Annotated in this window: 25 protein-coding genes and 1 tRNA gene; 12 read left to right on the top strand and 14 right to left on the bottom strand. The window is 69.4% G+C overall.

Annotated features, from left to right (window positions below; genetic code table 11):
- The first annotated feature begins 100 nt into the window (after window positions 1–100).
- On the top strand, window positions 101–1,165 hold the full coding sequence (locus ACFORO_RS27075) for an LLM class flavin-dependent oxidoreductase (protein WP_377869233.1): 1,065 nt from the start codon (window positions 101–103) through the stop codon (window positions 1,163–1,165).
- Between the two features lie 4 nt (window positions 1,166–1,169).
- Window positions 1,170–1,580: a PPOX class F420-dependent oxidoreductase gene (locus ACFORO_RS27070; RefSeq protein ID WP_377869232.1), complete on the top strand. Its 411-nt coding sequence runs from the start codon at window positions 1,170–1,172 to the stop codon at window positions 1,578–1,580.
- A gap of 77 nt (window positions 1,581–1,657) precedes the next feature.
- Here the strand turns inward: ACFORO_RS27070 and ACFORO_RS27065 are convergent, their stop codons facing one another.
- From ACFORO_RS27065 to ACFORO_RS27035, 7 genes are all read right to left on the bottom strand, one after another.
- A complete protein-coding gene (locus ACFORO_RS27065; RefSeq protein WP_377869231.1) occupies window positions 1,658–2,221 on the bottom strand; it encodes a hypothetical protein in 564 nt (187 codons plus the stop codon).
- Window positions 2,221–3,567 (bottom strand): hypothetical protein, encoded by a 1,347-nt coding sequence (locus ACFORO_RS27060; protein ID WP_377896650.1) that lies wholly within the window; start codon window positions 3,565–3,567, stop codon window positions 2,221–2,223. Before ACFORO_RS27060 ends, ACFORO_RS27065 begins: the two co-directional genes overlap by 1 nt.
- On the bottom strand, window positions 3,567–4,370 hold the full coding sequence (locus ACFORO_RS27055) for an ABC transporter ATP-binding protein (protein WP_377869229.1): 804 nt from the start codon (window positions 4,368–4,370) through the stop codon (window positions 3,567–3,569). Before ACFORO_RS27055 ends, ACFORO_RS27060 begins: the two co-directional genes overlap by 1 nt.
- A 21-nt stretch (window positions 4,371–4,391) precedes the next feature.
- A complete protein-coding gene (locus tag ACFORO_RS27050; RefSeq protein WP_377869228.1) occupies window positions 4,392–5,180 on the bottom strand; it encodes a zf-HC2 domain-containing protein in 789 nt (262 codons plus the stop codon).
- Between the two features lie 29 nt (window positions 5,181–5,209).
- A complete protein-coding gene (locus ACFORO_RS27045) occupies window positions 5,210–5,764 on the bottom strand; it encodes an RNA polymerase sigma factor (RefSeq protein WP_377869307.1) in 555 nt (184 codons plus the stop codon).
- A gap of 772 nt (window positions 5,765–6,536) precedes the next feature.
- Entirely contained in the window at window positions 6,537–7,451 is a 915-nt protein-coding gene (locus ACFORO_RS27040) for a MazG family protein (protein ID WP_377869227.1), read from the bottom strand.
- Entirely contained in the window at window positions 7,448–8,449 is a 1,002-nt protein-coding gene (locus tag ACFORO_RS27035) for a hypothetical protein (RefSeq protein ID WP_377869226.1), read from the bottom strand. The genes ACFORO_RS27040 and ACFORO_RS27035 overlap by 4 nt, the downstream gene beginning before the upstream one ends.
- 81 nt (window positions 8,450–8,530) lie before the next feature.
- On the opposite strand from ACFORO_RS27035, the gene ACFORO_RS27030 reads away from it, so the two are divergent.
- Window positions 8,531–8,944 carry a hypothetical protein gene (locus tag ACFORO_RS27030; RefSeq protein ID WP_354743685.1) on the top strand — a complete coding sequence of 138 codons (414 nt, stop codon included), beginning with the start codon at window positions 8,531–8,533 and terminating at the stop codon, window positions 8,942–8,944.
- 213 nt (window positions 8,945–9,157) lie between these two features.
- Here ACFORO_RS27030 and mfd read toward each other — a convergent pair whose 3' ends face one another.
- Window positions 9,158–12,736 (bottom strand): transcription-repair coupling factor, encoded by a 3,579-nt coding sequence (gene mfd, locus ACFORO_RS27025; RefSeq protein WP_377869225.1) that lies wholly within the window; start codon window positions 12,734–12,736, stop codon window positions 9,158–9,160.
- A 6-nt stretch (window positions 12,737–12,742) separates the two neighbouring features.
- The gene (locus ACFORO_RS27020) at window positions 12,743–13,783 is read right to left on the bottom strand and encodes an LLM class flavin-dependent oxidoreductase (protein WP_446681587.1); all 1,041 of its coding nucleotides are present in this window, start codon (window positions 13,781–13,783) and stop codon (window positions 12,743–12,745) included.
- On the opposite strand from ACFORO_RS27020, the gene ACFORO_RS27015 reads away from it, so the two are divergent.
- On the top strand, window positions 13,773–14,549 hold the full coding sequence (locus tag ACFORO_RS27015) for an MmyB family transcriptional regulator (RefSeq protein ID WP_377869224.1): 777 nt from the start codon (window positions 13,773–13,775) through the stop codon (window positions 14,547–14,549). The two genes, ACFORO_RS27020 and ACFORO_RS27015, sit on opposite strands and share 11 nt — an antisense overlap.
- Here ACFORO_RS27015 and ACFORO_RS27010 read toward each other — a convergent pair.
- Both ACFORO_RS27010 and ACFORO_RS27005 read right to left on the bottom strand, forming a co-directional pair.
- The gene (locus ACFORO_RS27010) at window positions 14,527–15,033 is read right to left on the bottom strand and encodes a DedA family protein (RefSeq protein WP_377869223.1); all 507 of its coding nucleotides are present in this window, start codon (window positions 15,031–15,033) and stop codon (window positions 14,527–14,529) included. The two genes, ACFORO_RS27015 and ACFORO_RS27010, sit on opposite strands and share 23 nt — an antisense overlap.
- Window positions 15,005–15,610, bottom strand: coding sequence for a class I SAM-dependent methyltransferase (locus ACFORO_RS27005; RefSeq protein WP_377869222.1), 606 nt, complete (start codon window positions 15,608–15,610; stop codon window positions 15,005–15,007). The genes ACFORO_RS27010 and ACFORO_RS27005 overlap by 29 nt, the downstream gene beginning before the upstream one ends.
- A 146-nt stretch (window positions 15,611–15,756) precedes the next feature.
- On the opposite strand from ACFORO_RS27005, the gene ACFORO_RS27000 reads away from it, so the two are divergent.
- The 3 genes from ACFORO_RS27000 to ACFORO_RS26990 are packed head-to-tail and all read left to right on the top strand — an operon-like array spanning window position 15,757 to window position 18,702.
- Window positions 15,757–16,881, top strand: coding sequence for a sensor histidine kinase (locus ACFORO_RS27000; RefSeq protein WP_377869305.1), 1,125 nt, complete (start codon window positions 15,757–15,759; stop codon window positions 16,879–16,881).
- Window positions 16,878–17,531 carry a response regulator gene (locus ACFORO_RS26995; protein ID WP_037820214.1) on the top strand — a complete coding sequence of 218 codons (654 nt, stop codon included), beginning with the start codon at window positions 16,878–16,880 and terminating at the stop codon, window positions 17,529–17,531. The genes ACFORO_RS27000 and ACFORO_RS26995 overlap by 4 nt, the downstream gene beginning before the upstream one ends.
- Before the next feature lie 19 nt (window positions 17,532–17,550).
- Window positions 17,551–18,702: a PQQ-dependent sugar dehydrogenase gene (locus ACFORO_RS26990; protein WP_377869221.1), complete on the top strand. Its 1,152-nt coding sequence runs from the start codon at window positions 17,551–17,553 to the stop codon at window positions 18,700–18,702.
- A 35-nt stretch (window positions 18,703–18,737) separates the two neighbouring features.
- Here ACFORO_RS26990 and ACFORO_RS26985 read toward each other — a convergent pair whose 3' ends face one another.
- Complete coding sequence (locus tag ACFORO_RS26985; RefSeq protein ID WP_377869220.1) at window positions 18,738–19,454, bottom strand: SDR family NAD(P)-dependent oxidoreductase; 717 nt, start codon at window positions 19,452–19,454, stop codon at window positions 18,738–18,740.
- A gap of 31 nt (window positions 19,455–19,485) precedes the next feature.
- Between ACFORO_RS26985 and ACFORO_RS26980 the strand changes: the two genes are divergently transcribed.
- From ACFORO_RS26980 to ACFORO_RS26970, 3 genes are read left to right on the top strand one after another with little or no spacing between them, the layout of a single operon-like run.
- Window positions 19,486–20,019 carry a MarR family winged helix-turn-helix transcriptional regulator gene (locus ACFORO_RS26980; RefSeq protein ID WP_377869219.1) on the top strand — a complete coding sequence of 178 codons (534 nt, stop codon included), beginning with the start codon at window positions 19,486–19,488 and terminating at the stop codon, window positions 20,017–20,019.
- A 10-nt stretch (window positions 20,020–20,029) separates the two neighbouring features.
- A complete protein-coding gene (locus tag ACFORO_RS26975) occupies window positions 20,030–20,428 on the top strand; it encodes an NUDIX hydrolase (RefSeq protein WP_354743669.1) in 399 nt (132 codons plus the stop codon).
- Window positions 20,428–20,808, top strand: a complete 381-nt coding sequence (locus tag ACFORO_RS26970) for a VOC family protein (RefSeq protein WP_377869218.1) — start codon at window positions 20,428–20,430, stop codon at window positions 20,806–20,808. Before ACFORO_RS26975 ends, ACFORO_RS26970 begins: the two co-directional genes overlap by 1 nt.
- Before the next feature lie 4 nt (window positions 20,809–20,812).
- On the opposite strand, the gene ACFORO_RS26965 is transcribed toward ACFORO_RS26970, so the two are convergent.
- Both ACFORO_RS26965 and ACFORO_RS26960 read right to left on the bottom strand, forming a co-directional pair.
- Window positions 20,813–21,403, bottom strand: coding sequence for a TetR/AcrR family transcriptional regulator (locus ACFORO_RS26965; RefSeq protein ID WP_033288150.1), 591 nt, complete (start codon window positions 21,401–21,403; stop codon window positions 20,813–20,815).
- 207 nt (window positions 21,404–21,610) lie between these two features.
- A complete protein-coding gene (locus ACFORO_RS26960) occupies window positions 21,611–22,570 on the bottom strand; it encodes an acyl-CoA desaturase (protein ID WP_354743665.1) in 960 nt (319 codons plus the stop codon).
- Between the two features lie 197 nt (window positions 22,571–22,767).
- On the opposite strand from ACFORO_RS26960, the gene ACFORO_RS26955 reads away from it, so the two are divergent.
- Together ACFORO_RS26955 and ACFORO_RS26950 are read left to right on the top strand one after the other, a co-directional pair.
- A tRNA-Gln gene (locus ACFORO_RS26955) sits at window positions 22,768–22,839 on the top strand.
- 90 nt (window positions 22,840–22,929) lie between these two features.
- On the top strand, window positions 22,930–24,609 hold the full coding sequence (locus ACFORO_RS26950; RefSeq protein ID WP_377869217.1) for a GGDEF domain-containing protein: 1,680 nt from the start codon (window positions 22,930–22,932) through the stop codon (window positions 24,607–24,609).
- Window positions 24,610–24,623 lie beyond the last annotated feature (14 nt).

Here is a 24,623-nt window from a genome sequence, read left to right as displayed (position 1 = left end):
ACAAACCTCCTCGCCCCGCCACTGCGTGGGACCGGTTGCCGGTGCCTTGCAGGCAAGCGACGGTGACCGCGTTCATCCGCGCGAGGTGAGGAGTTCCGTCGTGGTCGCTGTGGCACAGCCGCGGTTCGGGGTGTGGGCGGTCGTCTACGGGTCGTGGGGCCCGTTCGATCATCCGGCCGATCCGGTGGACGCGAGCTGGGAACGCAACCGGCGGCTGATCGTCGAGGCCGACCGGCTCGGTTTCGATTCGACGCTCATCGCGCAGCACGTGGTGAACCCGTTCGGCGACGAACTGGACCAGCTGGAGACGTGGACGTCCGCGGCGGCGCTCGCCGCGCTCACCGAACGGATCGAGATCATCGCGGCGATCAAGCCGTATCTCGTGCATCCGGTGGTGCTGGCCAAGCAGGCGCTGCAGATCCAGGAGATCAGCGGCGGCCGGTTCGGCCTGAACCTGGTCAACGCGTGGTTCAAGCCGGAATTGGCGCGAGCCGGCATTCCGTTCGCCGAGCACGACGAACGGTACGAGTACGGCCGCGAGTGGATCAGCGTCGTGCGTGGCCTGCTGGCCGGCGAGCGGGTTTCGTTCGAGGGCAAGCATTTTCACGTCGACGGCTACCAGCTGCGGCCCGCCGGTTCGTCGCCGACGGTGTATGTCGGCGGCGAGTCGGACCCGGCACGCGCGCTGGTGGCGGACAAGGCCGACGTGTGGTTCATCAACGGACAGCCGAGGGAGAACGTCGCCCGGCTGATCGAGGACGTCGCCGCCCGCCCGCGCGTCGGCCCGCCAGTCCGATTTGGACTGTCCGCGTTCGTGGTCGCCCGCGAAACCGACGCCGAGGCGGAAGCGGAGCTGGCGGCGTTGTGGGAACTGGCGGAGGCGGGCAAGGCGCGCTGGGAGGCGCTGGTCGCGGACGCCGATCCGAAGGCGGTGATGTTTCAGACGTTCGCGAAGTACCCGCACATAGGCACGAACGGCGGCACCGCGGCCGGGCTGGTGGGCAGTTACGACACCGTCGCACAGCGGATCCGCGAGTGGGCTGACCTGGGAATCGAGACGTTTATGCTGCAATTTCAGCCCTTTGAGGCGGAGATGCGGCGGTTCGCCGAGCACGTGCTCCCCCGCGTGCGCTTGACTTCAAGCAAGCTTGAACTTGCACGGTAGGTGCATGTTCACCGACGCAGAACTCAGCTACCTGGCCGACCGGCCGCTCGCCCGGGTCGCCACGCAGCAGCCGAACGGAACCCTGCAGGTCAGCCCGGTCGCGTTCTCCTGGAATCCGGAGACGCGGACCATCGACGTGTCCGGGTACAACCTGACGAAGAGCCGGAAGTACCGCAACGTCGCGGCCAACGGCCAGGTCGCCATCGTGATCGACGACCAGCCCTCGACGAAGCCGATGCGCATCCGCTGCTTGGAGATCCGCGGCCGGGCGGAAGCCGTGCCGAACGCCTTCGAACCGGACGGCCACCTCGACGGCGCGGTCATCCGCATCTACCCGCAGCGCATCATCAGCATGGGCATCGAGGACCCCGACAGCGAACCGCTTGAGGTGAAGCCGAACAACCGGAACGTCTGAAGGCACGCCAGTCCGCAGTCCCGCCCCTGCCCGGGGGAGGGACGGGACTGCGCCTGGCTTCACCAATCCGCTGGCTCTCAACGATGAGCACCCGCCATCGTGTACGCCGCCGTGCCCGCCACGAACAGCAGCCCGGCCACCCACCACGCCTGGGCGGAGTCCGCCGTCGCCATCGGCCAGGCCACGACGTCGTAGGCCTGGCCAACGGCTTTCGGGACGAGCGCCGCCGTCATCGCCCAGCCCATCGGCAGCGTCCAGCCGAACTGGCCGCCGAACAGCGTGGCCGCCAACCCGGTCAGGCCGAGGAGCCCGGCCACATCGCGAAGGATCCAGCTCGAGTCTATCGGGAGATCGGCAAGACCTTGTGCGGCAAGCATTACTCCGCCCGCCACCACACCGATCACCAGGAGGTGCGTCAGTCGCCGTGGCGGCCAGCGGAAGGAGGCCGTGCGGTCCAGGTCGAGGTCTTGCCCGCTGAGGCCCACACCCGCCACCGCAACGGCAGCGCCAAGGGTGACTGTCGCGAAGACCGTCGACCAACTGTCGCCCAGCAGCAGCGGGAGAACGGCGGCACAGAGCAGCACCGCCGCCAACGCCACTGTGAGGTGGCGCGAACGCGCGTACAGCGCCGTCCACCGCATCAGCGCGCACCTTCCGTGAGAACCCTCAGCGGGTCCCCGGTGCAGGTCAGCTCAAGGTGCCGCGCCGCAGCGACCCGAGCGGTCTGCTCCGCCTCCGGCACCGCCTTCAGCGCGGACCACGCCGGGTCCGTCCGGGTCTGCAGCGGAGGCTGTGCGTACGAATGCGGCGGCGCGTACGAACCGATCAGCCATCGCGCCATTACCCAGCGCGCAGCGTCCTCCCGGTCGTTCTGCTCGCCTCCGTAGGACGCCGCATGGCAGGGCGGCGTCCCGGCGCCACTCAGCAGCGTCGCGGTGAGACTGGGGCCGCTCTTGCCATACATCGCATAGTCGTCCTGCTGCATCAACAGCCGGGCCGGGTCTCGAGGACTCACTTTGTTGTTGCGGAACGACACCGTCGATTCCTCGACCCGGTTCGGACGTTGTGGCAGTTTCTCCAGCAGCCTCATGGCTTCTTTGCCAGGACCGGCCACAGTGGACAGCCAATCCTCGTGCAGCCGCGTGACGCACACCGGACCGTCGCACGCGAGGGCGGCGGCCGTCTTGTCGACGGTGTAGTTGTTCTCCGGAGCGGCCGGGAACAGCGGCAAGGCCACTGCCAGCCCTGCCGCCACCGGGAGCAGCGCGAACGCCTTGACCCGCGCCGAACTGGCGAGCAGCAACAGGAATCCGGCCGCGGAGAGCCCGAGCAGCCAGCACAGCTGTCCAAGTTGCACCGCTGGCACTGACACGTCGAACGGACCGCGCGGCTCCACCTGCCCTATCCCGAGCAGCACGGCCGGATTCGCCCCCCGTTCGGTCTCGCCCGACATCTGCAGCACCAGCCCGCCGACCAAGGCGAGCACCGTGAGCGCCGGAGCGGTGATCGGATAAGGCAGCAGCCGCCCGAGGCCGAGTCCCAGCGCCGCACCGGCGACCACGGACAGCACTCCGAGCAGCAGTTGCATCATCCACGCCGCGGTGAACATCCCGCCGTCGGCCACGACCTGCCCGACCCCGGCGGCGACCAGCACCAGGTACCCGACCACCGCGGCGAGCCCGACGGCCAAGGCGAGCGTCGTGCCTCGCTGCCCGGCGGGCCTTGGCGTGGAACGGAACAGTTCGCCGACGCCGGCCCTGGCGTCCCGCATCCCCTGGATCGCCGCGGCCCCGACGATGATCGGCCACACCAGCACCAGCAGGTAGCGGGACCATCGGACCGAGGTCAGCCACGTGGCGTTCCAGGCCGCGGAACCGTGGCTCCACGGTCCTCGGGAGAACAGCAGGAACCCCAGACCCACCGCCAAGACCGCGACGAGCACCCACGGTGCGACGGTGCGCCGGAGTTCGGTCCGGAACACGCTCATCACCAGGCCCCCTTCCCCTGCGCGTGGCCGAGCAGCGCCGAATAACCGCGCTCGATCGGGCTGTCGCCGACGTCCGCCGCACTGCCCGCCGCGGCCAGATCCGCCGGCGTGCCTTGGAAAACCAGCTTCCCGTCGGCGAACAGGACAACGTCCGAGCACGCCGCGGCGACGTCTTCGACCAGGTGGGTGGACACGACGACGCACGCGTCCCGGCCGATTTCCTGCAGCAGCTCCCGGAAACGCAGTCTCTGCGCCGGATCGAGCCCGGCGGTGGGTTCGTCGAGCAGCAGGAGCACCGGGTCGTTGACGATCGCCTGCGCGATGCCGACCCGGCGGACCATGCCGCCGGACAGGGTCTTCATCTTGTCCTCGGCGCGTTCGGCGAGACCGACCCGCTCGATCGCGCGCTGCACCGCGCCCGGCACCTCGCGCTTGGGCATTTCCTTGAGCCACGCCATGTATTCGACGAACTCGCGAACGGTGAACCGCTTGTAGTAGCCGAAGGTCTGCGGCAGGTATCCGATCCGCCGGCGCAGGCCGCGCTGTTCGAAGTGCCCCCCGATCGGCTCTCCGAGCAGCGACAGCTCGCCTTCCGTCGGCCGCAGCACCGTGGCCAGCGTGCGGATCAACGTGGTCTTGCCCGCGCCGTTCGGCCCGAGCAGCCCGTGCACCCCCGTGCCGAGCGCCAGGTCGAGGCCGTCGACCGCCATCTTCTTGCGGCCGACCCGTACTGTGAGCGCCTGGGCTTGGATTTCCCAGGCGTAGGTCGCCGGAGCGACCTCGGCGGCTTCCACGGCCCGCATCGGTGTCCCCTCTCGTTTCCGTCAGTGATGCGCAGCAAGCTGCGTGAAGGTGTTTCGGCGAAGCACTACGAACACCGCCGCGACGACAGCGGCCGCCAGCCAGCCCGGCCAGGCGGCGGTCTCCAGCAGTACCGAGCCCCCGAACGCGACGCTCGGCACCACCAGCGCGCCGAGCCACAGGCCGATCAGGATCGACGCAGCCCAGGCGACGCCGATGAACGTGCCGAGCGCGAGGGTCCCCGTGGTGAACGCGAGACTCGGCAGCAGCCCGAGCCCCATGCGCGCGCCGACCAGCCATCCGGCGAGGAGCAGCACCGCGAGCACCGGCACCACGACCGCAGTGGTCCGCCGCAGGATCAGCTCCAGCCCGGCTCGCGGGGTGGCCGCGGTGAGTTCGTACGACGGATCCAGCCCGCGCGACCACGCCGCCGCCACCCCGAAGACCGGCAGTACCGGGGAAAGCAACTGCACGAACGACAGCCCGTCGTGCAGTGACCGGTCGAGGTAGACCGACAGCGCGCCGACCACGAGGACCATCACCAGCCACGGCACCATCACCGGGGTCGCCCAGCAATGCAGCAATCTCGCGGCCCGGCGCGGCATCGGCTGCGGTGCGTGCGCGAGGTCCGGCTCCAGCCCGGCCCAGACGGTGTCGAGCAGACCGGCCACCTCGGCGGTGGACGCGCCGGCGAGCCGCGCCCGGCATTGCGCGCACTTCTCCAGGTGCCCTTCGATCGCCCATGCCTCGTCCCCCGGCAGTGCGCGACCGGCGACGTAATCGGCGAGCATCCGGTCGGATACGTGGTTCATGGCTTGACCTTCTCCGGCCACTCCTGGTTTCACGACAACGCCTCCCGCATCGCGATCCGGGCACGGCGGGCCCGGGTTTTGACCGTGCCCTCCGGCAGGTCCAGCAGGATCGCGGTCTCCCGGACCGACAATCCGTCGAGCACCATGGCTTGCAGGACGTCGCGCAGCTCCGGCGCGAGGCTGCGCAATGCGTCGCCCACCGAATCGCCGACCGTGCCGGCGAGCGCCTCCTCCTCGGCAGCCGGTGCGGACAGCGCCTCCTGCGCCGCGGGAGGCGGATGCGCGTGGTGCGCGCGCCGCCGATAGGCGTCGATGAGCCGCCGCACCGCGATCGTCCACACCCAGCCCACAGCGGAGCCGCCGGCGACGACGCCCGCGAACGAACCCGCGGCGCGCCACACGGCCAGGTAGGTCTCCTGCATCACCTCCAAGACGATCTGGTCGTCGGAACAGCGGTGCCGCAGGCGAATCGCGAGCCACGGCGACGTGCGGCGGTAGAGCTCTTCGAACGCCGCACGGTCACCGCGGGCGGTGCGCCGGAGGAGGTGCTCCTCGTCCGGCTCCCTGGGTGGCTTGTGTCTCACACCAGGCAAGACGCCACCTCCGCGCTTCTGGTTCTCATGAGCGAGTGATGTGGATCACATTTGCGGAGTCGGGGCGGTTCGGGCATCGAGGGCAATCGTGCCCGGACGACAGGGGGTGCGTGGGCGGATGGGTGGGGCTCCGTCCATCGAGTGAGGGCGGCGGGGTCAGGCAAAGCCGCGTGGCCGAGGCACGGGACAAAGAAACGGGCAGCGAGAGTCGACGGGCGAAGCGGCCAATCCGAGGGGCGCGAGGACGGAGGCAACGCAGAGGCACGGGCTTTGAGCGATGGGAGAGCGCCGAGCCTCAGCGCGGCGCGAACGCACGAGTGCTGACCGCCGGGGGCAATCGCGATGGGGAGACGGCGGGGCGTGGATGAATGGGGCAGCCCGTCAATCGGACGAAGTGGCTGCACGTCATGCAAGGCGGCGCAGCTGAGACACGGCACGGAGAGCGGTCAACGTCCGCAGGGCAGTGAGAGTCAGCGGACGAAAGCGTGAGCGGGTCGCGAAGCTAAACACCGGCACGGGTGATGAGCAGGAAGCCGCTGGTTCGACGCGACTGTCGGGCGAAGCGAAAGTGCCCGTCAGCGCCAGGAACGACGACGAACGCGAGTGCATGGCGCTCCGCGAAACGCCTAGCGCAAAGCGCAGTGACACGCGGAATACGGGCGGCGAGCACGGACTCGACATCGACCGAGAAGACATGCGGCAAGCTCGAACTTCACCCAGCCGTCAACCGAGCACGCGACAGAAACCCAAGCAGCGAAACCGACTAAGCCGACGGCCAGAACTTCCGCCAGCCCTCAGCCTCCAGCGTCGCCGGTTCAACCCCGGCCTTCCGAGCCGCGATCTCCGCCGCGCGGATGTCGCGGGCGAACTGCTTCGCGACCGCACGAAGCTCGCCCTCCGGATCCAACCCGCCGCGGCGGGCGGTCGCCGCGGTACGGAACAGCTGGGCGGGGGCCGAGGAGTCCTGCGGGAACAGGTCCAGCGGGATCCCGGCCCGGCCGCTGCGCTGGCCTAGTTTTCCGGCCAAAGCGACGGCGGGCTGACCCAGCGCAACACCATCCACAATGGACTTACGCTGCTTCTCGGCCTGCTTAAGCTCTTCCCACTTCAGTTCCTGGTGCTCGGCCGTCGCGATGCGGGCCGCGTCGGCGAAGACGTTGGGGTGGCGGCCTACCAGCTTGTCCACCAAGTCGCCCGCGACGTCGTCGATGGTGAAGGGGGCGCGGCCGTGCTCCGCTGCGACGCGGGCGTGGAACAGGACTTGCAGGAGGACGTCGCCCAACTCCTCGCGCAAGGCGGCGCGGTCGTTGTCCTCGATGGCTTCCAGCAGTTCGTACGTTTCCTCGACCAGGTACTGCCGCAGGGATTCGTGCGTCTGCCGGGCGTCCCAGGGGCAGCCGCCCGGGGAGCGCAGGCGGTCCATGACCTCGACCGCTTCCACGAGCGGGGGCACGGGGGTTTCGATCAGTTGCGCGCCGGCGGCGAGCATCGCGGCAGCGGTCGGTTCTGCGCGGGAAGCGGCGAGCAGGACGATGTCCGCGAAAGATTGGCCCACTGGCGGAACGCCGAACTGCGCAGCATCGACGTCGGTCGCGGCGTACACCGCATTAGTGCGAAGCAGGGGCAATGCGGCCGCGGGCAGGGTCGCGCCGTGGACCAGGACTACGGTGCCGGTCACTGCTGCGCCGGGGCACCGCCGCCGCGCAGCGGCACGGCCACGCCGGTGACCTCGGCCGCGCTCGGGGCGAGGTTCATGCCGACTGCGTCCCACACGCCGTAGCGCGGGTTGATTTTGAAGTCCACGTTGCCGACATACGGCTGAAGCATCCGCACGCCGATCGCGCCCAGCTGGGCCGCGGTCGGCTGCTGGACCTGGTCGGTGGCGACCTTCGCGTCGGTCGACCGCTTCCGCACCACGGCGGTGACCCACCAGGTCGGCGCGCTCGCCGGGTTCGGCTGGAACGCGATCGCGGTGTTCGCGGGGACGCCGAACAGCACGGTCGCGGCGTCCTGCGGCGAGGACAGCGCGGGGGCCTGCTGGCCGACGTTGCCCTGCGCGCCGCCGCGGATGTCGGACTGGATCGCGCCCGGGTTGGCCGCGTACTCCTCGGCCTTGGCGATGGCCTGGCCGCGCGCGACCTTCGGGTCGATCGACGGGGCCTGGCTCTCCGAGGTCGGCGCGCCGATGCTGGTGTAGTCGAAGTTCACCGCGAGCGTCGGCAGGTACTTCAGCGCGATCCGCTGCTGCAGATACTGATCGGTGACGGCCTCGCGGTGATCGCGCAGCCGCCAGACGAGCTGGGTCACGGCCGCGGACTGGTCCTGCGTGACGGCCTCGGGCACCGGCGACGCGAGCGGATCTTGTTGCATGGCTTCGGTGACGGTGGCCTCGTCGACCGAAATGCCTTCCTTCCGCGCGGCCTTCACGACGACCTCGTGCAGCAGCTTCTGCCGGACGATCTCGCGCCCGACCAGGTCGAGCTGGTGCCGCGTGGCGAGCTGCCGGGCGTACGGCTGCTCCTGCACGGCGCGGTCGAGCAGGGCCTGAACCTGGTCGATGGTGGTGACCTGACCGTCGACGACCGCGGCGGTGCCCACCTGACTGGGGCCGGTACCGCATCCGGCGAGAAGGAAAGCTCCGGCGAGAACGGCGCCCAGCGCACGGCGGCGCCCCATGATCCGCATCACAGGCCCTACCCTCTCACATGCCCTCGAAACGCAACACCATCGAGGCATTCAGCGGGCTATTGTCGACATATGGACTCTTGGTTGTCGATCGAAGTCCTCGACGGGGCCTTCGCGGCGAGCGCGTGGCAACGCGCTCACGGCGACCGGCTGACCGAGGCCGCGCTGACCAACGGCGCCGAGCAGTGGACGTGGCACGTCCACCACTGGGGCGTGACGCTGGAGATCGAGTTTTCCTCGGAAGAGAAACGGGACCGCTTCCGGAGCCTGCCCGCGGTGACCGCCGCTCTCGACGCGGTGCCGGATCCGGAACGCGGGCTGCTCGTGTACCCAGGTCGCGGCGGCGGTTCGGGGGCTCGCGTGCCGCGGCGTCCCCGGCCGTTGCCGATGTCCGGCTGCGGTGCGTTGCCGACGCCGGAGGAGGAGGTGTCGTTGCGGCTGGCTACGGCGCAACCGCCGGGGTTCGAGGTTTGCCCGGCGAACTGAACCGTCTCCCGGTCGGCCACGAAAAGCGCGTCACGACCGAGCGGGCGCGGCAGTACTTCGCCATCGTGACCGAGGGGCGCGGCAGTACTTCGCCATCGAGATCTCCGCGAGCATCCGATTTCGTACCGCAATGGCGTGGCACAGCCGATCCGGTCAGTTATGCCGCGGCCGTGGCCGATGTCCGGCGGTGGTGCGTGGCCTATGCCCCAGCGCTCACACCGCCGCCGGGGTTTTCGTCAGCTGGGCCAACAGCTTCGTGCACCAGTCGAGCAGCTCCTGATCCCGCAGCACCGGCGCGCCCATGCGGCCGCCTGCCGGGCCTTCGGTCGGCTTCGGCACCGACACGGTGCTGGTGACCGCCTTGTACAACGCCTTGGGGTACAAGCGTTTCAGCCGCACCAGCTGCGAGTCCATCAACGGCAGCGGCGCGAACCGGATCGTGTTGCCCTGCACCGCGACCTCGGTGACGCCCGCGGCCCGGCAGGTGTGCCGGAACGCGGCGACCGCGAGGAGCCGCGTGACCGGGGCGGGCGGCTGGCCGTAGCGGTCGACCAGTTCCTCGCGAACCGCGTCCAGCGCCGCGGTGTCCGGGGCCGACGCGATCTTGCGGTACGCCTCCAGCCGCAGCCGTTCGCCGGGGACGTAGTCGTGCGGGATGTGCGCGTCCACCGGCAGGTCGACGCGGACTTCGGCCAGTTCCTCGTCCTCCGCCGGCTCCGCGCCCGCGTGCCGCCGGAACGCTTCGACCGCTTCGCCGACCAGCCGGACGTACAGGTCGAACCCGACGCCCGCGATGTGCCCGGACTGTTCCGCGCCGAGGATGTTGCCCGCGCCGCGGATTTCCAGGTCCTTCATCGCGACCGCCATGCCCGCGCCGAGTTCGGTGTTCTGCGCGATGGTGGCGAGCCGGTCGTGCGCGGTCTCGGTGAGCGGCGCTTCCGGCGGGTAGAGGAAGTACGCGTACCCGCGTTCGCGGCCACGTCCGACGCGGCCGCGCAGCTGGTGCAACTGGGCGAGGCCGAGCATGTCGCCGCGTTCCACGATCAGCGTGTTGGCGTTGGAGATGTCCAGGCCGGTCTCGACGATCGTGGTGCAGACGAGGACGTCGTACTCGTTCTCCCAGAAACCCTGGATGATCTTTTCGAGCTTGTCCTCGTTCATCTGGCCGTGCGCGGTGACGACACGCGCCTCCGGCACCATCTCGCGGATCCGCTTCGCCGCCTTCTCGATCGACGACACCCGGTTGTGCACGTAGAACACCTGGCCGTCGCGCAGCAGCTCGCGCCGGACCGCGGCGCCGACCTGCTTGTCGTCGTACGCGCCGACGTAAGTCAGGATCGGGTGCCGGTCTTCCGGCGGGGTGAGGATGGTCGACATCTCGCGGATGCCCGCCATCGACATCTCCAGCGTGCGCGGGATCGGCGTCGCCGACATGGTGAGCACGTCGACGTGCGTGCGCAGCGACTTGATGTGTTCCTTGTGCTCCACGCCGAACCGCTGTTCCTCGTCGACGATCACGAGGCCGAGATCCTTGTAGCGGACGCCGGTCTGCAGCAGCCGGTGCGTGCCGATGACGATGTCGACCTCGCCGTCGGCGAGCTGTTCGAGAATCCGGTCCGATTCGGCCTTGTGCGTGAACCGCGAAAGGCCCTTGATGGTGACCGGGAACGACCGCATGCGCTCGGTGAACGTGTTCAGGTGCTGCTGCGCGAGCAGCGTGGTCGGCACGAGCACGGCCACCTGTTTGCCGTCCTGCACCGCCTTGAACGCCGCGCGCACCGCGATCTCGGTCTTGCCGTAGCCGACGTCGCCGCAGATCACGCGGTCCATCGGGACGCCGCGCTCCATGTCCGCCTTGACCTCGTCGATGGCCGCGAGCTGGTCGTTGGTCTCGGTGAACGGGAACGCGTCTTCCAGCTCGGACTGCCACGGCGTGTCCTGGCCGAACGCGTGCCCGGGCGCAGCCTGGCGGGCGGCGTAGAGCTGCACCAGCTCGGCGGCGATCTCCTTGACCGCTTTTTTGGCGCGTGCCTTGGTGTTCTTCCAGTCCGAGCCGCCGAGCTTGTTGAGCGTGGGCAGTTCGCCGCCGACGTAGCGCGACACCTCGTCGAGCTGGTCGGTGGGCACGAACAGCCGGTCGCCGGGCTGGCCGCGCTTGGACGAGGCGTACTCCAGCAGCAGGTACTCGCGGGTCGCGCCGGCGACCGTGCGCTGCACCATCTCCACGAACCGGCCGATGCCGTGCTGGTCGTGCACCACGTAGTCGCCCGCTTTGAGCGCCAGCGGGTCGACCGCGCCGCGACGCCGCGACGGCATCTTCGTGTTCAAGTCCTTTGTGGACGATCCAGCGGTGGCGCCGCGGCCGGTCAGGTCCGCCTCGGACAGCACCACGAGCGCGCGCTCCGGCGAGACGAAGCCCTCCGCGAGCCCGCCGCAGGTGACCGTGACGACCCCGGCGGGCGGCACGTCGGCGAGCACCTCGGCGTGCTTCGCCGGGACCTCGGCCGCCATCAGCTGCTCGACCGCGCGGCTGGCGGTGCCCTGTCCGGCGACGACGAGCACGCCGGTGCCGCCGGACGCGAGGTGCGCGCGCAGGTCGGTCATCGCGCGTTCCAGCTCGCCCCGGTAGGCGGGCGCGGGCTCGATGCCGACGCGGTAGACGTCCGGGTCTTCGCTGGTCAGCTGGGTGAGCGTCCACCACGGGCGCTTGGTGTCCTGCGCGTGCGCGGCGATCTCGGACAGCTCGCGGTACGCCGACGCGCCGAGGTCGATCGGGGCCTGCCCGCCCGCCGCGGCCGTGGTCCAGGAGGCTTCGAGGAACTCCTGCCCGGTGCGGACGAGGTCGGCCGCGCGGGCGCGGATCTTCTCCGGATCGGCCAGCAGCACGTGGCCGCCGCGGGGCATGGAGTCGGTGAGCAGGGCGAGCTCGCCCTCGCAGAGCACCGGGATGAGCGCCTCCATGCCCTCGACCGGGATGCCGCCGGACAGCTTGGTGAGCATTTCGGCCAGGTGCGCATCGGCCTCGTATGTGGTGGCCAGCTCCGCCGCGCGCGCCTTGACGTCCGGCGTGAGCAGCAGCTCGCGGCACGGCGGCGCGGTGACCCGCTGGATCTCGCCGGGCAGCGAACGCTGGTCGGACACCGCGAACGCGCGGATCTCGCTGACCTCGTCGCCCCAGAACTCGACGCGGACCGGATGCTGCGCGGTGGGCCCGAACAGGTCGAGGATGCCGCCGCGGACCGCGAACTCGCCGCGCTTCTCGACCATGTCCACGCGCGTGTACGCCAGCTCGACAAGCCGTTCGAGCAGGTCCTCGAAGCTCTGCTCCTCGCCGACGACCAGGTCGATCGGCGCGAGCGACCCGAGCCCGGGGGCCATCGGCTGGATGAGGCTGCGCACGGTCGCGACCACGACCCGCAGTTCCTCGTCGCCGGTGTGCAGCCGGTGCAGCACTTCCAGCCGCCGCCCGACGGTGTCCGCGCGCGGCGAAAGGCGCTCGTGCGGCAGCGTCTCCCAGGACGGGAAGTCGGCCACGCGATCGGGGCCGAGCAGCGCGCTGAGCGACGCGGTCAGCTCGTCGGCTTCGCGCCCGGTGGCGGTGACAGCCAGCACCGGACGGCCCGCGCCGCCGCGCTCGGGGTCTTCGGCCAGCGCGGCGGCCACGAGCTGCCGTACGGCGACAGCGCCTTGCAGTTCGAGCAGCGGGGCGCCGGCGCGCTCGACAACGCCGCGCAGCGCCGGGTCGGGAAGGATGGCTTGGAGGAGTCCGGACAGTACAGCGTCGGTCACCATCCCAGCCTACGTCGCGGCACCGACAGGTTTCCGCTCCCCGGCGATCACCTCCGCCAACAGGGGCAGCTGCCGCTCGACCGCACCGGGTTCCAGGGAGCCGACGCGCAGCAGCACGTGCTCCGCTCCGGCCTCGGCGTATCGGCGCACGGTCGCCGCCACTTCCTCGATCGGGCCGGTCACGGTCGCCTGGATGGTGCTGATCTGCGCCAACGACCGTTGATACGTCGCCTGCGCGTAGTCCTCCAGGACGCGCTGGCCGCGGCGCGGGTCGGGGTCGACGTAGACGGTCAGGAACAGCGACGGGGTGACCGGGCGATCGGTCGCGGCGCGGATCGTCGCGAGGCCGGACGCGTAATCAGCGGGATCCGGTGGGTACGGGAGCCAGCCGTCGTAGCGCAGCGCGGTACGGCGAAGCGCGGCTGGCGTCGCGCCGCCCAGCCAGATCGGCGGGCCGCCGGGGCGCGCGGGGCGGATCGCCGGCGGCAGCCAGTCGTAGTTCAGGACCTTGCCGTGGAACGAGCTCGGCTGCCCGGTCCACAGTTCGCGCCAGAGCGTGACCACGTCGTCCAGGTGCGAGAACCGCGTCCGGAAATCAACCCCGGACAGCTCGAACTCTCGCTCGCTGAAGCCGGGGAAACCCGCGCCGACGCCGACTGCCAGGCGTCCTTCGGAGATCAGGTCGACAGAGGCGAGCGTCATCGCGGTCTGCACTGGATTGCGGTGCGCGGGCAGCAGCACGGCGGTTCCGACGGTGACGCGTTCAGTCGCCTGCGCCACCGCGGTGAGCAGGGTGAGCGGTTCGATCCGCGGCCGGGAAAGCGAGTCACCGGCCCAGATCGACGCGAACCCGAGCCGTTCGGCTTCACGGGCCACCGCGACGAGGGCACGCGAGGTGCCGCCTGCTTCGAGCTGTGCCTGTCCGGCAGGAAGAAGAAGTCCGAATTCCACGCCGTCGACGATCCAGCGCGGACTGGCGTCCCGGCAATTCCCTGCGGGGAATGGCCCGACGTCCGAAACCTCGGCCAGAATCGCGCAGGTGCCCACCACGTTCGCCGACGCCTTGCGCGACGCCCGTTCCCGCCGTCGGCTCAGCCAGCTCGATCTAGCGCTGAAAGCCGGGACGACGCAACGCCACGTCAGCTTCATGGAACGCGGCCGTTCGCTGCCCGGCCGCGGGATGGTGGTGCGGGTCGCCGAGGCGCTCGGCCTGCCGCTGCGCGAGCGCAACGCCCTGCTGCTGACCGCCGGATACGCGCCGGTCTACCCCGAAACGCGGCTGGACGACCCCGCGCTGACGCCGGTGCTCGAGTCGCTGCGCGCGCTGCTCGCCGGGCACGAGCCGTATCCGGCGCTGGTCGTGAATCGCTACGGCGATCTCGTCGCGGCTAATGACGGCTTCGATCTGCTTACCGAGGGCGTCGCGGCGGAACTGCTCGAACCGCCGATCAACGTGCTGCGGCTGGCGTTGCACCCTCGTGGGATGGCTCCGCGGATCCAGAATTTCGCTGATTGGGCGCAGCACGTGCTCGAACGGCCGCGTCGTGGTCTGGCGCACGGGCCTGATCCACGGCATCAGGCGCTGTTGGACGAACTCACCGGCTATCTGCCGTCGCCTGGTGAACCGTCGGGTGACCACCTCGGGTTCGCTGTGCCATTGCAGTTGTCCAGTTCGGCGGGCGAGCTTCGGCTGCTTACCGCGATCACGCAGTTCGCTACTGCGGTCGACGTGACCGTCGCGGAGCTGAGCCTCGAAACTTTCCTGCCCGCCGACGCCTCGACCGCCGAGCTGCTCAAGGCGCGACCCAGCCGGTGACCTGACCCAACGTCAACTCCACACCCGCCCACAGCACCGACGCACACAGGCTGCCGACAAAGAAGCGTCGGTACGACAGCCCAGCAGAACCCGCGACGCGCGGCACGAGAGTGCGTACGCCAGCGAGGCACCGCCCTAGGACGACGGCTGGCACGCCATAACGCGCGACGGTCGCTTCGGCCTTGTCCCACTTCGCGGTGCCGATCCGCTGCCCTACGCGCGACCGACGCAGCTTCGGGCCCCACAGACGTCCCTCCCAGTACGCGAGCTGGTCCCCCGCGAGCGCCGACGCGACGCAGACCGTGAGCGCTGGCCACAGCTGTAGAGTCCCGCGCTGCACAAGGAAACCCATAAGCAGCAAGGTGGACAGCGTCGGCAGCACTATGCCGGGCAACAGCGCGGTCTCGGCCATGATCACCAGCGCACAGATCAGGTAGACGAGCGGCGCGGGAGCGTCAAGAAGCGGCTGAAGCAGGCTGTCCATACCGGTCCAGTCCCGACCGCACCGGCAAGGCCGCGCGGTACACGTACGCCGGTGGCAGGTTCCGCCAAACCACGCTGGTGCGTTCGACAACCGCGAAGCGGCTTCGCAGCAGCCGTGCGAAGCGACGCGCTGGCGGTGTCCACGAGGTGTGCGCGTACGCGAAGGTGGTGAAGCGGCCTTGTGGGGAAAGCACCTCGCAGACGGAGTTCAATACCGCGGCTTGGGGCGCGGCATGCATAGCTGTCCACGGCAGACCGGAGACAACTACGTCGACCGGCATCGTCACGTACGCAGCGACGTGTTCTGCGGAGCCCTCCGCAATACGCAGGGACGGGAAACGTTCGCGTAGCTCCTGTACGAGGTGCGAGTTGATTTCCACTGCGGTGAAGTGCGCGTCGCGCTGAAGCATGCGAAGCAGCACTTCGGTGAACACCCCCGTTCCCGGCCCTAACTCCACGACGCTGTGCGCGCTCTCGATGCCCAGCCCTGCCGTCATCACTCCGGCCAGCCGTGCCGAGCTGGCGGCGATCGCGCCGGTTCGCATCGGGTGCCGGAAGAACTCCCTGGTAATCGACATGTTTTCGACGGTAGGAAGCGGCCTGGTCGTCGCGGATCGGCTCGGTCGGCGGGAAAAGTCGTTCGCTCGGAGGACCCCGGCCATCCTCCGGAACGACGCGCGCGACGACGGTCTCGCGTTACGTTCGTTTCGTGCGGAGACTGGTCATGTGGGGGCGCAAGCAGCGCTGGCTGCTGGACTTGCCGCTGTACGCCGTCTTTATCGCCTTCGGGCCCAACATCGCGGATCAGGACACGTGGCAGATCCGCATGGCTTCGATGCTGTTTCTGCTGCCTCTGCTGCTGCGCCGCCGTTATCCGCGCACAGTCGCGCTCCTGATCCTCATCGGGGTAGCTGTCGTCTATACGAACGAGGTATGGGCGTATGACCGTGGCCGTGGCGACCTCGCGATGGCTGTCATGCTGTACACGCTCGTTAAAGTCGGTGACAGATGGTTCATCGGCTTCGCGGTAGCTGTCGCCGGGCTGGACACTTTCTGGGGATTCACTTGGGGCGTCAACACCCTGAACCCGACGCTCACCATCGTCGGCGCAGTGCCGCTGTACTTGGCGGCTTGGGCGCTCGGCGCGTTCTTCCGCACGAAGGAACAACTCGCCGAAGAAGAACGACTGAGAACGGAACTGGCGGCGTCCGAGGAACAGGCCCGCAGTCGCGCTTCAGTCGCCGAAGAGCGCACACGAATCGCGCGCGAGCTTCACGACGTACTCGCGCACAGCATGAGCGTGATCGTCCTGAACGCTGAAGGAGCGAAGCTCGCGCGCCATCACGATCCGGACGCTGTCGACCGTACGCTCGACACCATCAGCAAAACCGGCCGTTCCGCGCTCGCCGAGCTTCGCCGACTGTTGGAGGTGATGCACGCCGGCGAACCCGCGCGCGCTCCGCAGCCGACACTCGATCAGTTGCGCACGCTTGTCGAGCAGTCCGGCCGCGACGTCACCCTCGAAGTCAACGGCGACATCGCCGACCTGCCCGCCGGTGTCGCGCTTCAGGCGTACCGCATCGTCCAGGAGGCCCTGACCAACATGCTCAAACACGCGCCGTCCGACGCGACCGGCCGGGTCCGGGTCACGTTCGCCGGTCCGGAAATCCACGTCGAAGTCACCAACTCCGGCGGACGCCAGCCGGTCACGGCGGGACTGCCCGGGTCCGGGCGCGGGCTCACCGGCATGGCCCAGCGCGTCGCGATGTACCACGGCAGGCTCGAAACCGGCGCGCTGCCGGACGGCGGCTACCGCGTCTCGGCCACGCTGCGGACGGACGCCGCATGACGTCCGTGCTGATCTGCGACGACCAGGAACTGGTGCGCGTCGGGCTGCGGATGATCGTCGACAGCCAGCCCGACCTGGAGGTGGTCGCCGAGGCTGGCGACGGCGCGGAAGCCGTCGAACTCGCCCGCGCGCGGCGGCCGGACCTCGTGCTGATGGACGTCCGGATGCCAGTCCTCGACGGCGTCGCGGCCACCGCGCAGATCTGCGCCGAACTCCCGGACACCTCGGTGCTGGTGATCACGACCTTCGACCTCGACGAGTACGCCTACTCCGCGCTTCGCGCCGGGGCCAGCGGCTTCCTGGTCAAGGACGCACCTTCGGACGAGATGCTGGTGGCCATCCGCGGCGTGCTGCGCGGCGACGCGATGGTGTCGCCGTCGGTGACGAAACGCCTGCTCGACCGCTATCTCAGCGCGCACCGGACGCCGCTGGACGAGCAGAAACTCGAGACGCTGACCGAACGCGAGAAGGACGTGCTCGGCCTGATCGCCCGCGGATTGTCGAACACCGAGATCGCCGGGACGCTGTTCATCGGCGAGACGACAGTGAAGACGCACGTCGGACGGTTGCTGAACAAGCTCGGGCTGCGGGATCGGGTGCACGCGGTCGTGTTCGCGTATGAATCCGGATTGGTACGTCCGGGCGGCTGAATCGGGGCATGCTGGACCCATGCGTCTCGTCGCGTTGCTCGCTCCAGTGCTGCTGCTCGCCGCCTGCTCGGCCGCGCCGGCGAGCGTCCCGGCTCCGGCCGAGCCCGGGAAGTTCGCCGTCCAGGAGGTCGCGGACGGCCTCGAACACGGCTGGGACGTCGCCTTCCTTCCCGACGGATCGCTGCTCGTGCCGCAGCGCCCCGGCAAGCTCGCGCTGATCCGCGACGGCCGGAAGACCGACGTGCGCGCCGATTTCTCCGACGTCCTCGTGCGGGGCGAAGGCGGCCTGATGGGCCTGGTCCTGGCGGCGGACTTCGCGGCGTCGCGCGAGTTCACCACCTGCCAGACCCACCAGGAAAACGGCCGCGCGGTGGACGTCCGGCTCGTCACCTGGCGGCTCGCCGACGACGGCGCGAGCGCGGCCAAGGTGCGCGACCTGCTGACCGGTCTGCCGGTGAACCCGAGCGGACGGCATTCCGGCTGCCGCCCGACGCTCGCTCCCGACGGCGCGCTGCTCGTCGGCACCGGCGACACCGCGCGGTCCACGGTGGCCCAAGACCGGCACAGCCTCGGCGGCAAGGTGCTGCGGATCGACGCCAAGACCGGGGAACCGTTGCCCGGCAACCCTTTCCTGTCTTCCGCGGACCCGAACGAACGCCGGATCTACACCTACGGCCACCGGAACGTGCAGGGTGTCGCGATCCGGCCGGGCACCGGGCAGGTGGTCACCTCCGAACACGGACCGGCGTTCGACGACGAGGTGAATCTCCTGCGACCAGGCGGGAATTACGGCTGGGACCCGTCGAAGGACGGCACTGATGCCAGCTACGACGAGAGCGTGCCGATGACCGACACCACCCGGTTCCCGGACGCGGTCCGTCCACTGTGGACCACCGGCCAGATCACCGAAGCGACCAGCGGCGACGCGTTCCTCACCGGCAAGCAGTGGGGCGCGAACGAAGGCGCGCTGGTCGTGGTGGCGTTGAAGGGACAGAAGCTTTTGCTGCTGCACCTGGACGCCGCCGCGAAGGTCACCGGAGTGACACTGCCCGCGGAATTCAACGACAAATTCGGCCGGTTGCGAGCAGCCCGAAGCGGACCGGACGGCTCGCTGTACGTGACGACTTCCAACGGCAGCAACGACAAAGTGCTGCGTGTGACGCCCAGCTGAGGTAGGGGACGCAGCTAAAGTTACCGGCCTTGCGGTCAGCCGACGTACGCGCCGCCGTTCACGTGCACGACCTGGCCGGTGACGTGTCCGGCCTCCGGGGAAGCCAGGAAACGCACCACCTCGGCGACGTCCTCCGGTTTGCCCGCGCGTTTCGTCATCGTGCTCTCGACCAGCCGCTCCTGACGTTCGGCGGAGAGCTTGCCGCGGAAGAATTCCGTGTCCACGATCAACCCCGGCGCGACGATATTCGCGGTGATCCCGCGCGGACCGAATTGGCGAGCGGTTTCGGTATTCCACACTTCCACCGCGGCTTTCGCCCAGCCGTACGACTCAGCACCGGTGTGCCCGGCGATCGAACCGATGGTGACGACGCGGCCGCGGTCAGCCAGTCGCTCCCCCAGCGCCGACGTCACGAACGCGGCGGAGAACAGATTCGCCCGGATGTTGGCCGTCCAAGCAGCATCGAGCGCCTTCAGCCCCGAACCGTCGGAACGCAGGAAATCCGTGTTGCCGCCAGCGTTGTTCACGAGCACGTCGACCCGTTCCGGCAACTGTTCGCACGCCGCCTCGACCGCCTCGGGATCGCTCGCGTCGAAGCTCACCGCACGCGCGCCGAGCAGCGTCGCCGCCTCGGTGAGCACGTCCTCGCGCCGTCCGGTGATCGTGACCCGATCGCCGTCCCGGGCAAACGCCGCGGCGGTCGCGTATCCGATTCCGGTGCTGCCCCCGGTCACTACTACGTCCCGATTCATCCCCACGTCCTTTATTGCTAAAGTACCTCTTGTGGACGACGGTACCGGCGGCGGGGAAAACCCGTCAAGCGACGAAGTGGACGAGATTCAGCAGGCGTGGCGGCGAGAGCGGCCGGGCACGCCGGTGTCGTCCATCGGCGTGATCACGCGGATCTGGCACATCGCGAAACTGCTGGAAGACGACCGGCGCGCGACGATGCTGGAGCTCGGGATGGACGCCTCTACCCGAACCCTGCTCAGCACGCTGCGCCGCGCCGGGCCGCCGTACCGGCTCAGCGCGGGCGAACTCGCGAAACGCTGCCGGGTCAGCCCAGGCGCGATCTCCCAGCAGACCGCCCGCGCCGAACGCGACGGCCACGTCCGCCGGGTGAAGTCCACTTCGGACCGTCGCGGGGTGTACGTCGAGCTGACCGAGGACGGCCACGAGCTGATCGAGCGAACCGTCGGAGATCTGCTGGAGCACGAGGAAACCCTGGTCTCCGCACTGTCCCCGGCCGAACGCGATCAGCTGGCCGATCTCCTGCGCATCCTGCTCTCGGACCTCGACCGGCGGGCGCGAAGGTAGAGTGGCGGACATGCCCACCATCGACAAAGTCGCCTGGCTGCACGTAGTCGACGGCAAGCTGCTCGCCGCGCGTTCCGCGGGCAAGGACACCTGGTACCTGCCCGGCGGGAAACGCGAAGAGGGCGAGTCGGACGTCGAGACGCTGGTTCGGGAGATCGCCGAGGAGCTGAGCGTCACGCTGGATCCGGCGTCCGCACAGCTGGCCGGAGCCTGGGAAGCGCAGGCGCACGGCAAAGCGGACGGTGTCGTGGTGCGGATGACTTGCTACACCGCGGACTACACCGGCGAACTGAAGCCGAGCAGCGAGATCGAGTCGTTCGGCTGGCTCGCCCACGCCGACCGCGACCGGGTGTCGGCGACGGTGCAGCTGATCCTCGACGACCTGCACGCACAAGGAAAACTCGCCTGATGCTGCGGCTCGGGACAACGGTCCTCGGAGTCGCCGACGTCGAACGCGCTATGCGGTTCTGGTCTGAAGCGCTCGGGCTCGTCGAGGACCCGGAATGGGCGAGCGAGACGTGGCGGACGCTGACCCACCCCGGCGGCGCGCACGCGCTGGGCCTGATGCGCAGCGAGTCGCCCACCGAACCGAAGCCGCGACTGCACCTGGACCTCTACACCGACACCGCGGACGAGCAGCGCGCCGAGGTGGAACGACTTGTCGGGCTGGGCGCACAACGGATCGACTGGGCGCATTACCCGCCCGAGCCGGACTTCGTGGTCCTCGCCGACCCGGACGACAATCTGTTCTGCGTAGTGGATCTGAGCAACGCGCCGTCCGGCAGCTGAAAACTCAGCCGAGCAGCCGAGGCTTGTTCTCCAAGTGCGACAAGCCATTCCAGGCGAGATTCACCAGATGCGCGGCAACCTCGTCGCGCTTCGGTTTGCGCGCGTCCAGCCACCACTGCCCGGTGAGCGCGACCATACCGACGAGCGCCTGCGCGTAGAGCGCGGACAGCTTCTCCTCATACCCGCGCGCGGCGAACTGCTGCGCGAGGATGTGCTCGACCTGGCTGGCGATGTCATTGAGGACAGTCGAAAACGTGCCAGTGGAACTGGCGACCGGGGAATCGCGCACGAGAATGCGGAACCCGTCGTGGGAATCCTCGACGTAGCTCAGCAACGCGACGGCGGCCTGCTCCAGCATCACCCGCGGATGTCCGCCGTGGAGGGTCGAGACCATCCGGTCGAGCAGCAGCTGCGTCTCCCGGTCGACGACGACGGCGTAAATGCCTTCCTTGCCACCGAAGTGCTCGTAGACGACCGGTTTGGACACGTTCGCCCGCGCGGCGATCTCCTCGACCGACGTGCCGTCGAAACCCTTCTCGGCAAACAGAGCGCGTGCCACGTTGAGCAGCTGCTGCCTGCGCTCGCTGCCCGTCATGCGCACCCGGGCGACCGGTGCGGCCGGCCGCGCGCCGGTGACCGTTGCTTCTCGCTTCGCCCGTCGTCTCCCCGCCATTCGCAGCAGGGTAGCGGTCGGGCCGCGGCGAGCCGCTCGTCGCCTCGGGTTTGAACATGAATAAACCCCGCCGAGTGACGGGGTTCATCCACGAGCGCGCGCCGGAAGCTCAGCCCGGCAAAGGAAAACCTACTTGGCCTCGGCCGCGATCCGGGCCAGCCGCTGCGGGGTCGGCCACCGGACATCGTGGACCCAGCCGAACTTCTCGAAGATCCAGATCAGCCGCGCCGACATGTCGATCTGGCCGCGCTTCACGCCGTGCCGGGCCGAGGTCGGGTCCGCGTGGTGCAGGTTGTGCCACGACTCGCCGAAGGAGAAGATCGCCAGCGGCCAGAAGTTCGCCGAACGGTCGCGGGCGGCGAACGGGCGCTCGCCGATCATGTGGCAGATCGAGTTGACCGACCAGGTTACGTGGTGCAGCACGCACACGCGGACCAGACCGGCCCAGAAGAACGCGGTCACCGCGCCCCACAGCGACCACGAGATCAGCCCGCCCAGCAGCGCCGGTCCGAAAAGGCTCACCAGCGACCACAGCCAGAACAGGTCGTCGACCTTGCGGATGGCCGGGTCCTTCACCAGATCCGGCGCGAATCGCGCCTGGTTGCTCTGGTCGCGGTCGAACAGCCAGCCCATGTGCGCGTGCCAGAAACCCTTGGCGATGGCCAGCGGCGAGGTGCCGTACGCCCACGGCGAGTGCGGGTCGCCGTCGCGGTCGGAGAACGCGTGGTGGCGCCGGTGGTCGGCCACCCAGGTGATCACCGGTCCCTGCAACGCGATGCTGCCCGCGATCGCCATCACGACGCGCAGCCACGGCTTCGCCTTGAACGAACCGTGGGTGAAGTAGCGGTGGTAGGCGACGGTGATGCCCAGCCCGCTGATCCCGTAGAACACGACGAAAAGCGCGACGTCCAGCCAGGTCAGGCCCCAGCCCCAGGCGAACGGAACCGCGACCAGCAGCGCCACGATCGGCAGCAGCACCCCGAAATACACCGACAGCTGAACGCCGATCCCGCGCTGTCCGTCGATGATCGGCTTGGGGCCCTTCGGCGGGTCGCCCGCTGACTGAGAACGATCGAGGGTGGCCGTCATGCGCTCACTTCTTTCCTCTCACAACCCCTTGCGAAGGGTGCCCTTACCTACGGTGTCGTAAGTTACGGTACAGGAGGTTTCCGGCGCTGTGGAGGCCCGAAAAGTCCGATTGCCCGGTGCCCGGGACGGCCCTGTGGCGCACGCCTCCCCCTCCTGGCGCCCCCGTCCTCGATCATCGCTATCCTGACCAGGACCGATCCGCCGTAGTGTAATCGGCAGCACTTCAGATTTTGGTTCTGACAGTTCAGGTTCGAATCCTGGCGGCGGAGCTGCACATCCGGCGAGGGCGATGGGAGTGGGGGCGGCTGAGCGAGGAACCGAGCGACCCCGCGGGCGCCCGTCGCCCGACCCTGGTCGAGATGTCGGACGCGTGGCTGGTGGGGCGCGCGCGGGAACTCATCGCGGCCGTTCAGCGCCAGGAGCACGAAAACCAGCTCGAGATCGTCAAGATCATGGACGAGCTGCTCGAGGAGACTCTGCGCCGGGGAGAACCCACGCTCGTCGCCCAGCTGCTGCGCGCCTCCGCCTTCTCCCGGCTCGTCACGCGCGGCCTCGCCGCCGAGGCCGAACCGCGGCTCGACGAGATGCTCGCGCACACCCGGCGACACGGTCTTTCCCTGCTTCGCGCGGACGCGCACGCGCTGCGCGGGCGCCGGCTCGTGCTCGCCGCGCAAGAGGACGCCGCGCTCACCGAGATCGCCCGCGCGCTCGCGATTCTCGACGACTCCACGATTCCGGACCGCCAGGTCGGCGTCCGCAACTGGAACCGCATGCAGTCGATGGCGCTCATCGACTGCTGGATAGTGCTGAACCAGCTCGGCGTCTACGAGGCCGCCGAAGAGGTGATCGGCCGCGCGCACCAGGCGATCCGGGAAAGCGCGAGCCCGCACGAGATCACCCTGCAGCTGATGAACCGGGTCAAGATGCTGCTCGGCTGGGGCCTGCGGCTCGAGCGGATCGAGCAGTACGACGAATCGGCGGAGAAGTTCCGCACCGCCGCGTCGATGGCGGTGGCCGCGGAGGGCCCGTTCGCCGAATCGCTGTTCCCGCGCAAGATCGGGGTGTCCGCGGTCGACCAGGTCGGCGTGCTGGCCGCGGCGCTCGCGCTGCACGACCCGGCCGCCGAGCACGTCGAACGGTTGCAGGGCATGCATCTCGGCCACCACTATCCGCACGAGCAGGAGCTGGTCGCGATCGCGCTGGCCCGCTGCCTCGACCAGACCGGCCGCCGCACCGACGCGCTGCAGGTGCTGCGCGAGGCCCGCGACGTGCTGGCCGAGGACGTCTCGCAGCCGTCGATGCGGCTCACCCTCTCCCGCGAACTCGCCCGGCTCGACCCGGACGCCGCGAGCCAGTCGCTGATCGACTACGCGACCGCGCTGGAAACCGAAATGTGGGCGCTGCGCGAATCGCAGATCGCCACGCTGAACGCGCGCCGCGAGCATGAACGGCTGTCCGCCGAGCACGGCGCGATCACCCAGCAGGCACTGCAGGATCCGCTCACCGGCCTGCCGAACCGGCGCGCGCTCGACGAACGGCTGCGTTCGCTGGCGTCGTCGGCGGACGCGCAGCCGCTCGCGGTCGCGCTGGTCGACCTCGACGGGTTCAAGGGCGTCAACGACAAGCAGTCGCACGCCGAGGGCGACAACGTTTTGCGTGTTGTCGCAAGCACTCTGCGCGACGCTTTGCGCGGCGACGACGTCGTGGCCCGCTACGGCGGCGACGAATTCATCGTGCTGCTGCCCGGCGCACCGGCGTCGGCGGCGAAGATGGCGCTCGGCCGCGCGGCCAAATCCGTCGCGACACTGCCGCATCACCTCTCGCACGGTGTGACTTTGTCCATTGGTCTCGTGTCGCTGCGTCCGCAGGAGCGGGCCGAGCAGGTGCTCGCGCGCGCGGATGCGGCGATGTACGAAGCGAAGCGCGGCGGTGGCAACCAGGTGGCGTCGGCCAACTCGATGGTCGGCGACGGCATGGGCGGCTGGCCTGGGGAAACGGCTCCGACCGACCCCGCGTGGAGCGCTGAAGACCCCACGTAGGATCGTTGGTGCTC

Origin of the sequence: Amycolatopsis halotolerans (assembly GCF_042647905.1) — a bacterium.
Lineage (GTDB): Bacteria > Actinomycetota > Actinomycetes > Mycobacteriales > Pseudonocardiaceae > Amycolatopsis > Amycolatopsis halotolerans.
This window is presented reverse-complemented; position numbering and strand designations above follow the sequence as displayed.

Bases quoted from the DNA above. Each gene is read 5' to 3' on its own strand.
- ACFORO_RS26995 (WP_037820214.1), top strand. From the start codon at position 16,878: ATGACGTCCGTGCTGATCTGCGACGACCAGGAACTGGTGCGCGTCGGG.
- ACFORO_RS27060 (WP_377896650.1), bottom strand. From the start codon at position 3,567: ATGAGCGTGTTCCGGACCGAACTCCGGCGCACCGTCGCACCGTGGGTG.
- ACFORO_RS27000 (WP_377869305.1), top strand. From the start codon at position 15,757: ATGTGGGGGCGCAAGCAGCGCTGGCTGCTGGACTTGCCGCTGTACGCC.
- ACFORO_RS26990 (WP_377869221.1), top strand. From the start codon at position 17,551: ATGCGTCTCGTCGCGTTGCTCGCTCCAGTGCTGCTGCTCGCCGCCTGC.
- ACFORO_RS26970 (WP_377869218.1), top strand. From the start codon at position 20,428: ATGCTGCGGCTCGGGACAACGGTCCTCGGAGTCGCCGACGTCGAACGC.
- ACFORO_RS26975 (WP_354743669.1), top strand. From the start codon at position 20,030: ATGCCCACCATCGACAAAGTCGCCTGGCTGCACGTAGTCGACGGCAAG.
- ACFORO_RS27050 (WP_377869228.1), bottom strand. From the start codon at position 5,180: ATGAACCACGTATCCGACCGGATGCTCGCCGATTACGTCGCCGGTCGC.
- ACFORO_RS27070 (WP_377869232.1), top strand. From the start codon at position 1,170: ATGTTCACCGACGCAGAACTCAGCTACCTGGCCGACCGGCCGCTCGCC.
- mfd (WP_377869225.1), bottom strand. From the start codon at position 12,736: ATGGTGACCGACGCTGTACTGTCCGGACTCCTCCAAGCCATCCTTCCC.
- ACFORO_RS27055 (WP_377869229.1), bottom strand. From the start codon at position 4,370: ATGCGGGCCGTGGAAGCCGCCGAGGTCGCTCCGGCGACCTACGCCTGG.
- ACFORO_RS27030 (WP_354743685.1), top strand. From the start codon at position 8,531: ATGGACTCTTGGTTGTCGATCGAAGTCCTCGACGGGGCCTTCGCGGCG.
- ACFORO_RS26985 (WP_377869220.1), bottom strand. From the start codon at position 19,454: ATGAATCGGGACGTAGTAGTGACCGGGGGCAGCACCGGAATCGGATAC.
- ACFORO_RS26960 (WP_354743665.1), bottom strand. From the start codon at position 22,570: ATGACGGCCACCCTCGATCGTTCTCAGTCAGCGGGCGACCCGCCGAAG.
- ACFORO_RS26965 (WP_033288150.1), bottom strand. From the start codon at position 21,403: ATGACGGGCAGCGAGCGCAGGCAGCAGCTGCTCAACGTGGCACGCGCT.
- ACFORO_RS26950 (WP_377869217.1), top strand. From the start codon at position 22,930: ATGTCGGACGCGTGGCTGGTGGGGCGCGCGCGGGAACTCATCGCGGCC.
- ACFORO_RS27005 (WP_377869222.1), bottom strand. From the start codon at position 15,610: ATGTCGATTACCAGGGAGTTCTTCCGGCACCCGATGCGAACCGGCGCG.
- ACFORO_RS27035 (WP_377869226.1), bottom strand. From the start codon at position 8,449: ATGGGGCGCCGCCGTGCGCTGGGCGCCGTTCTCGCCGGAGCTTTCCTT.
- ACFORO_RS27065 (WP_377869231.1), bottom strand. From the start codon at position 2,221: ATGCGGTGGACGGCGCTGTACGCGCGTTCGCGCCACCTCACAGTGGCG.
- ACFORO_RS27010 (WP_377869223.1), bottom strand. From the start codon at position 15,033: ATGGACAGCCTGCTTCAGCCGCTTCTTGACGCTCCCGCGCCGCTCGTC.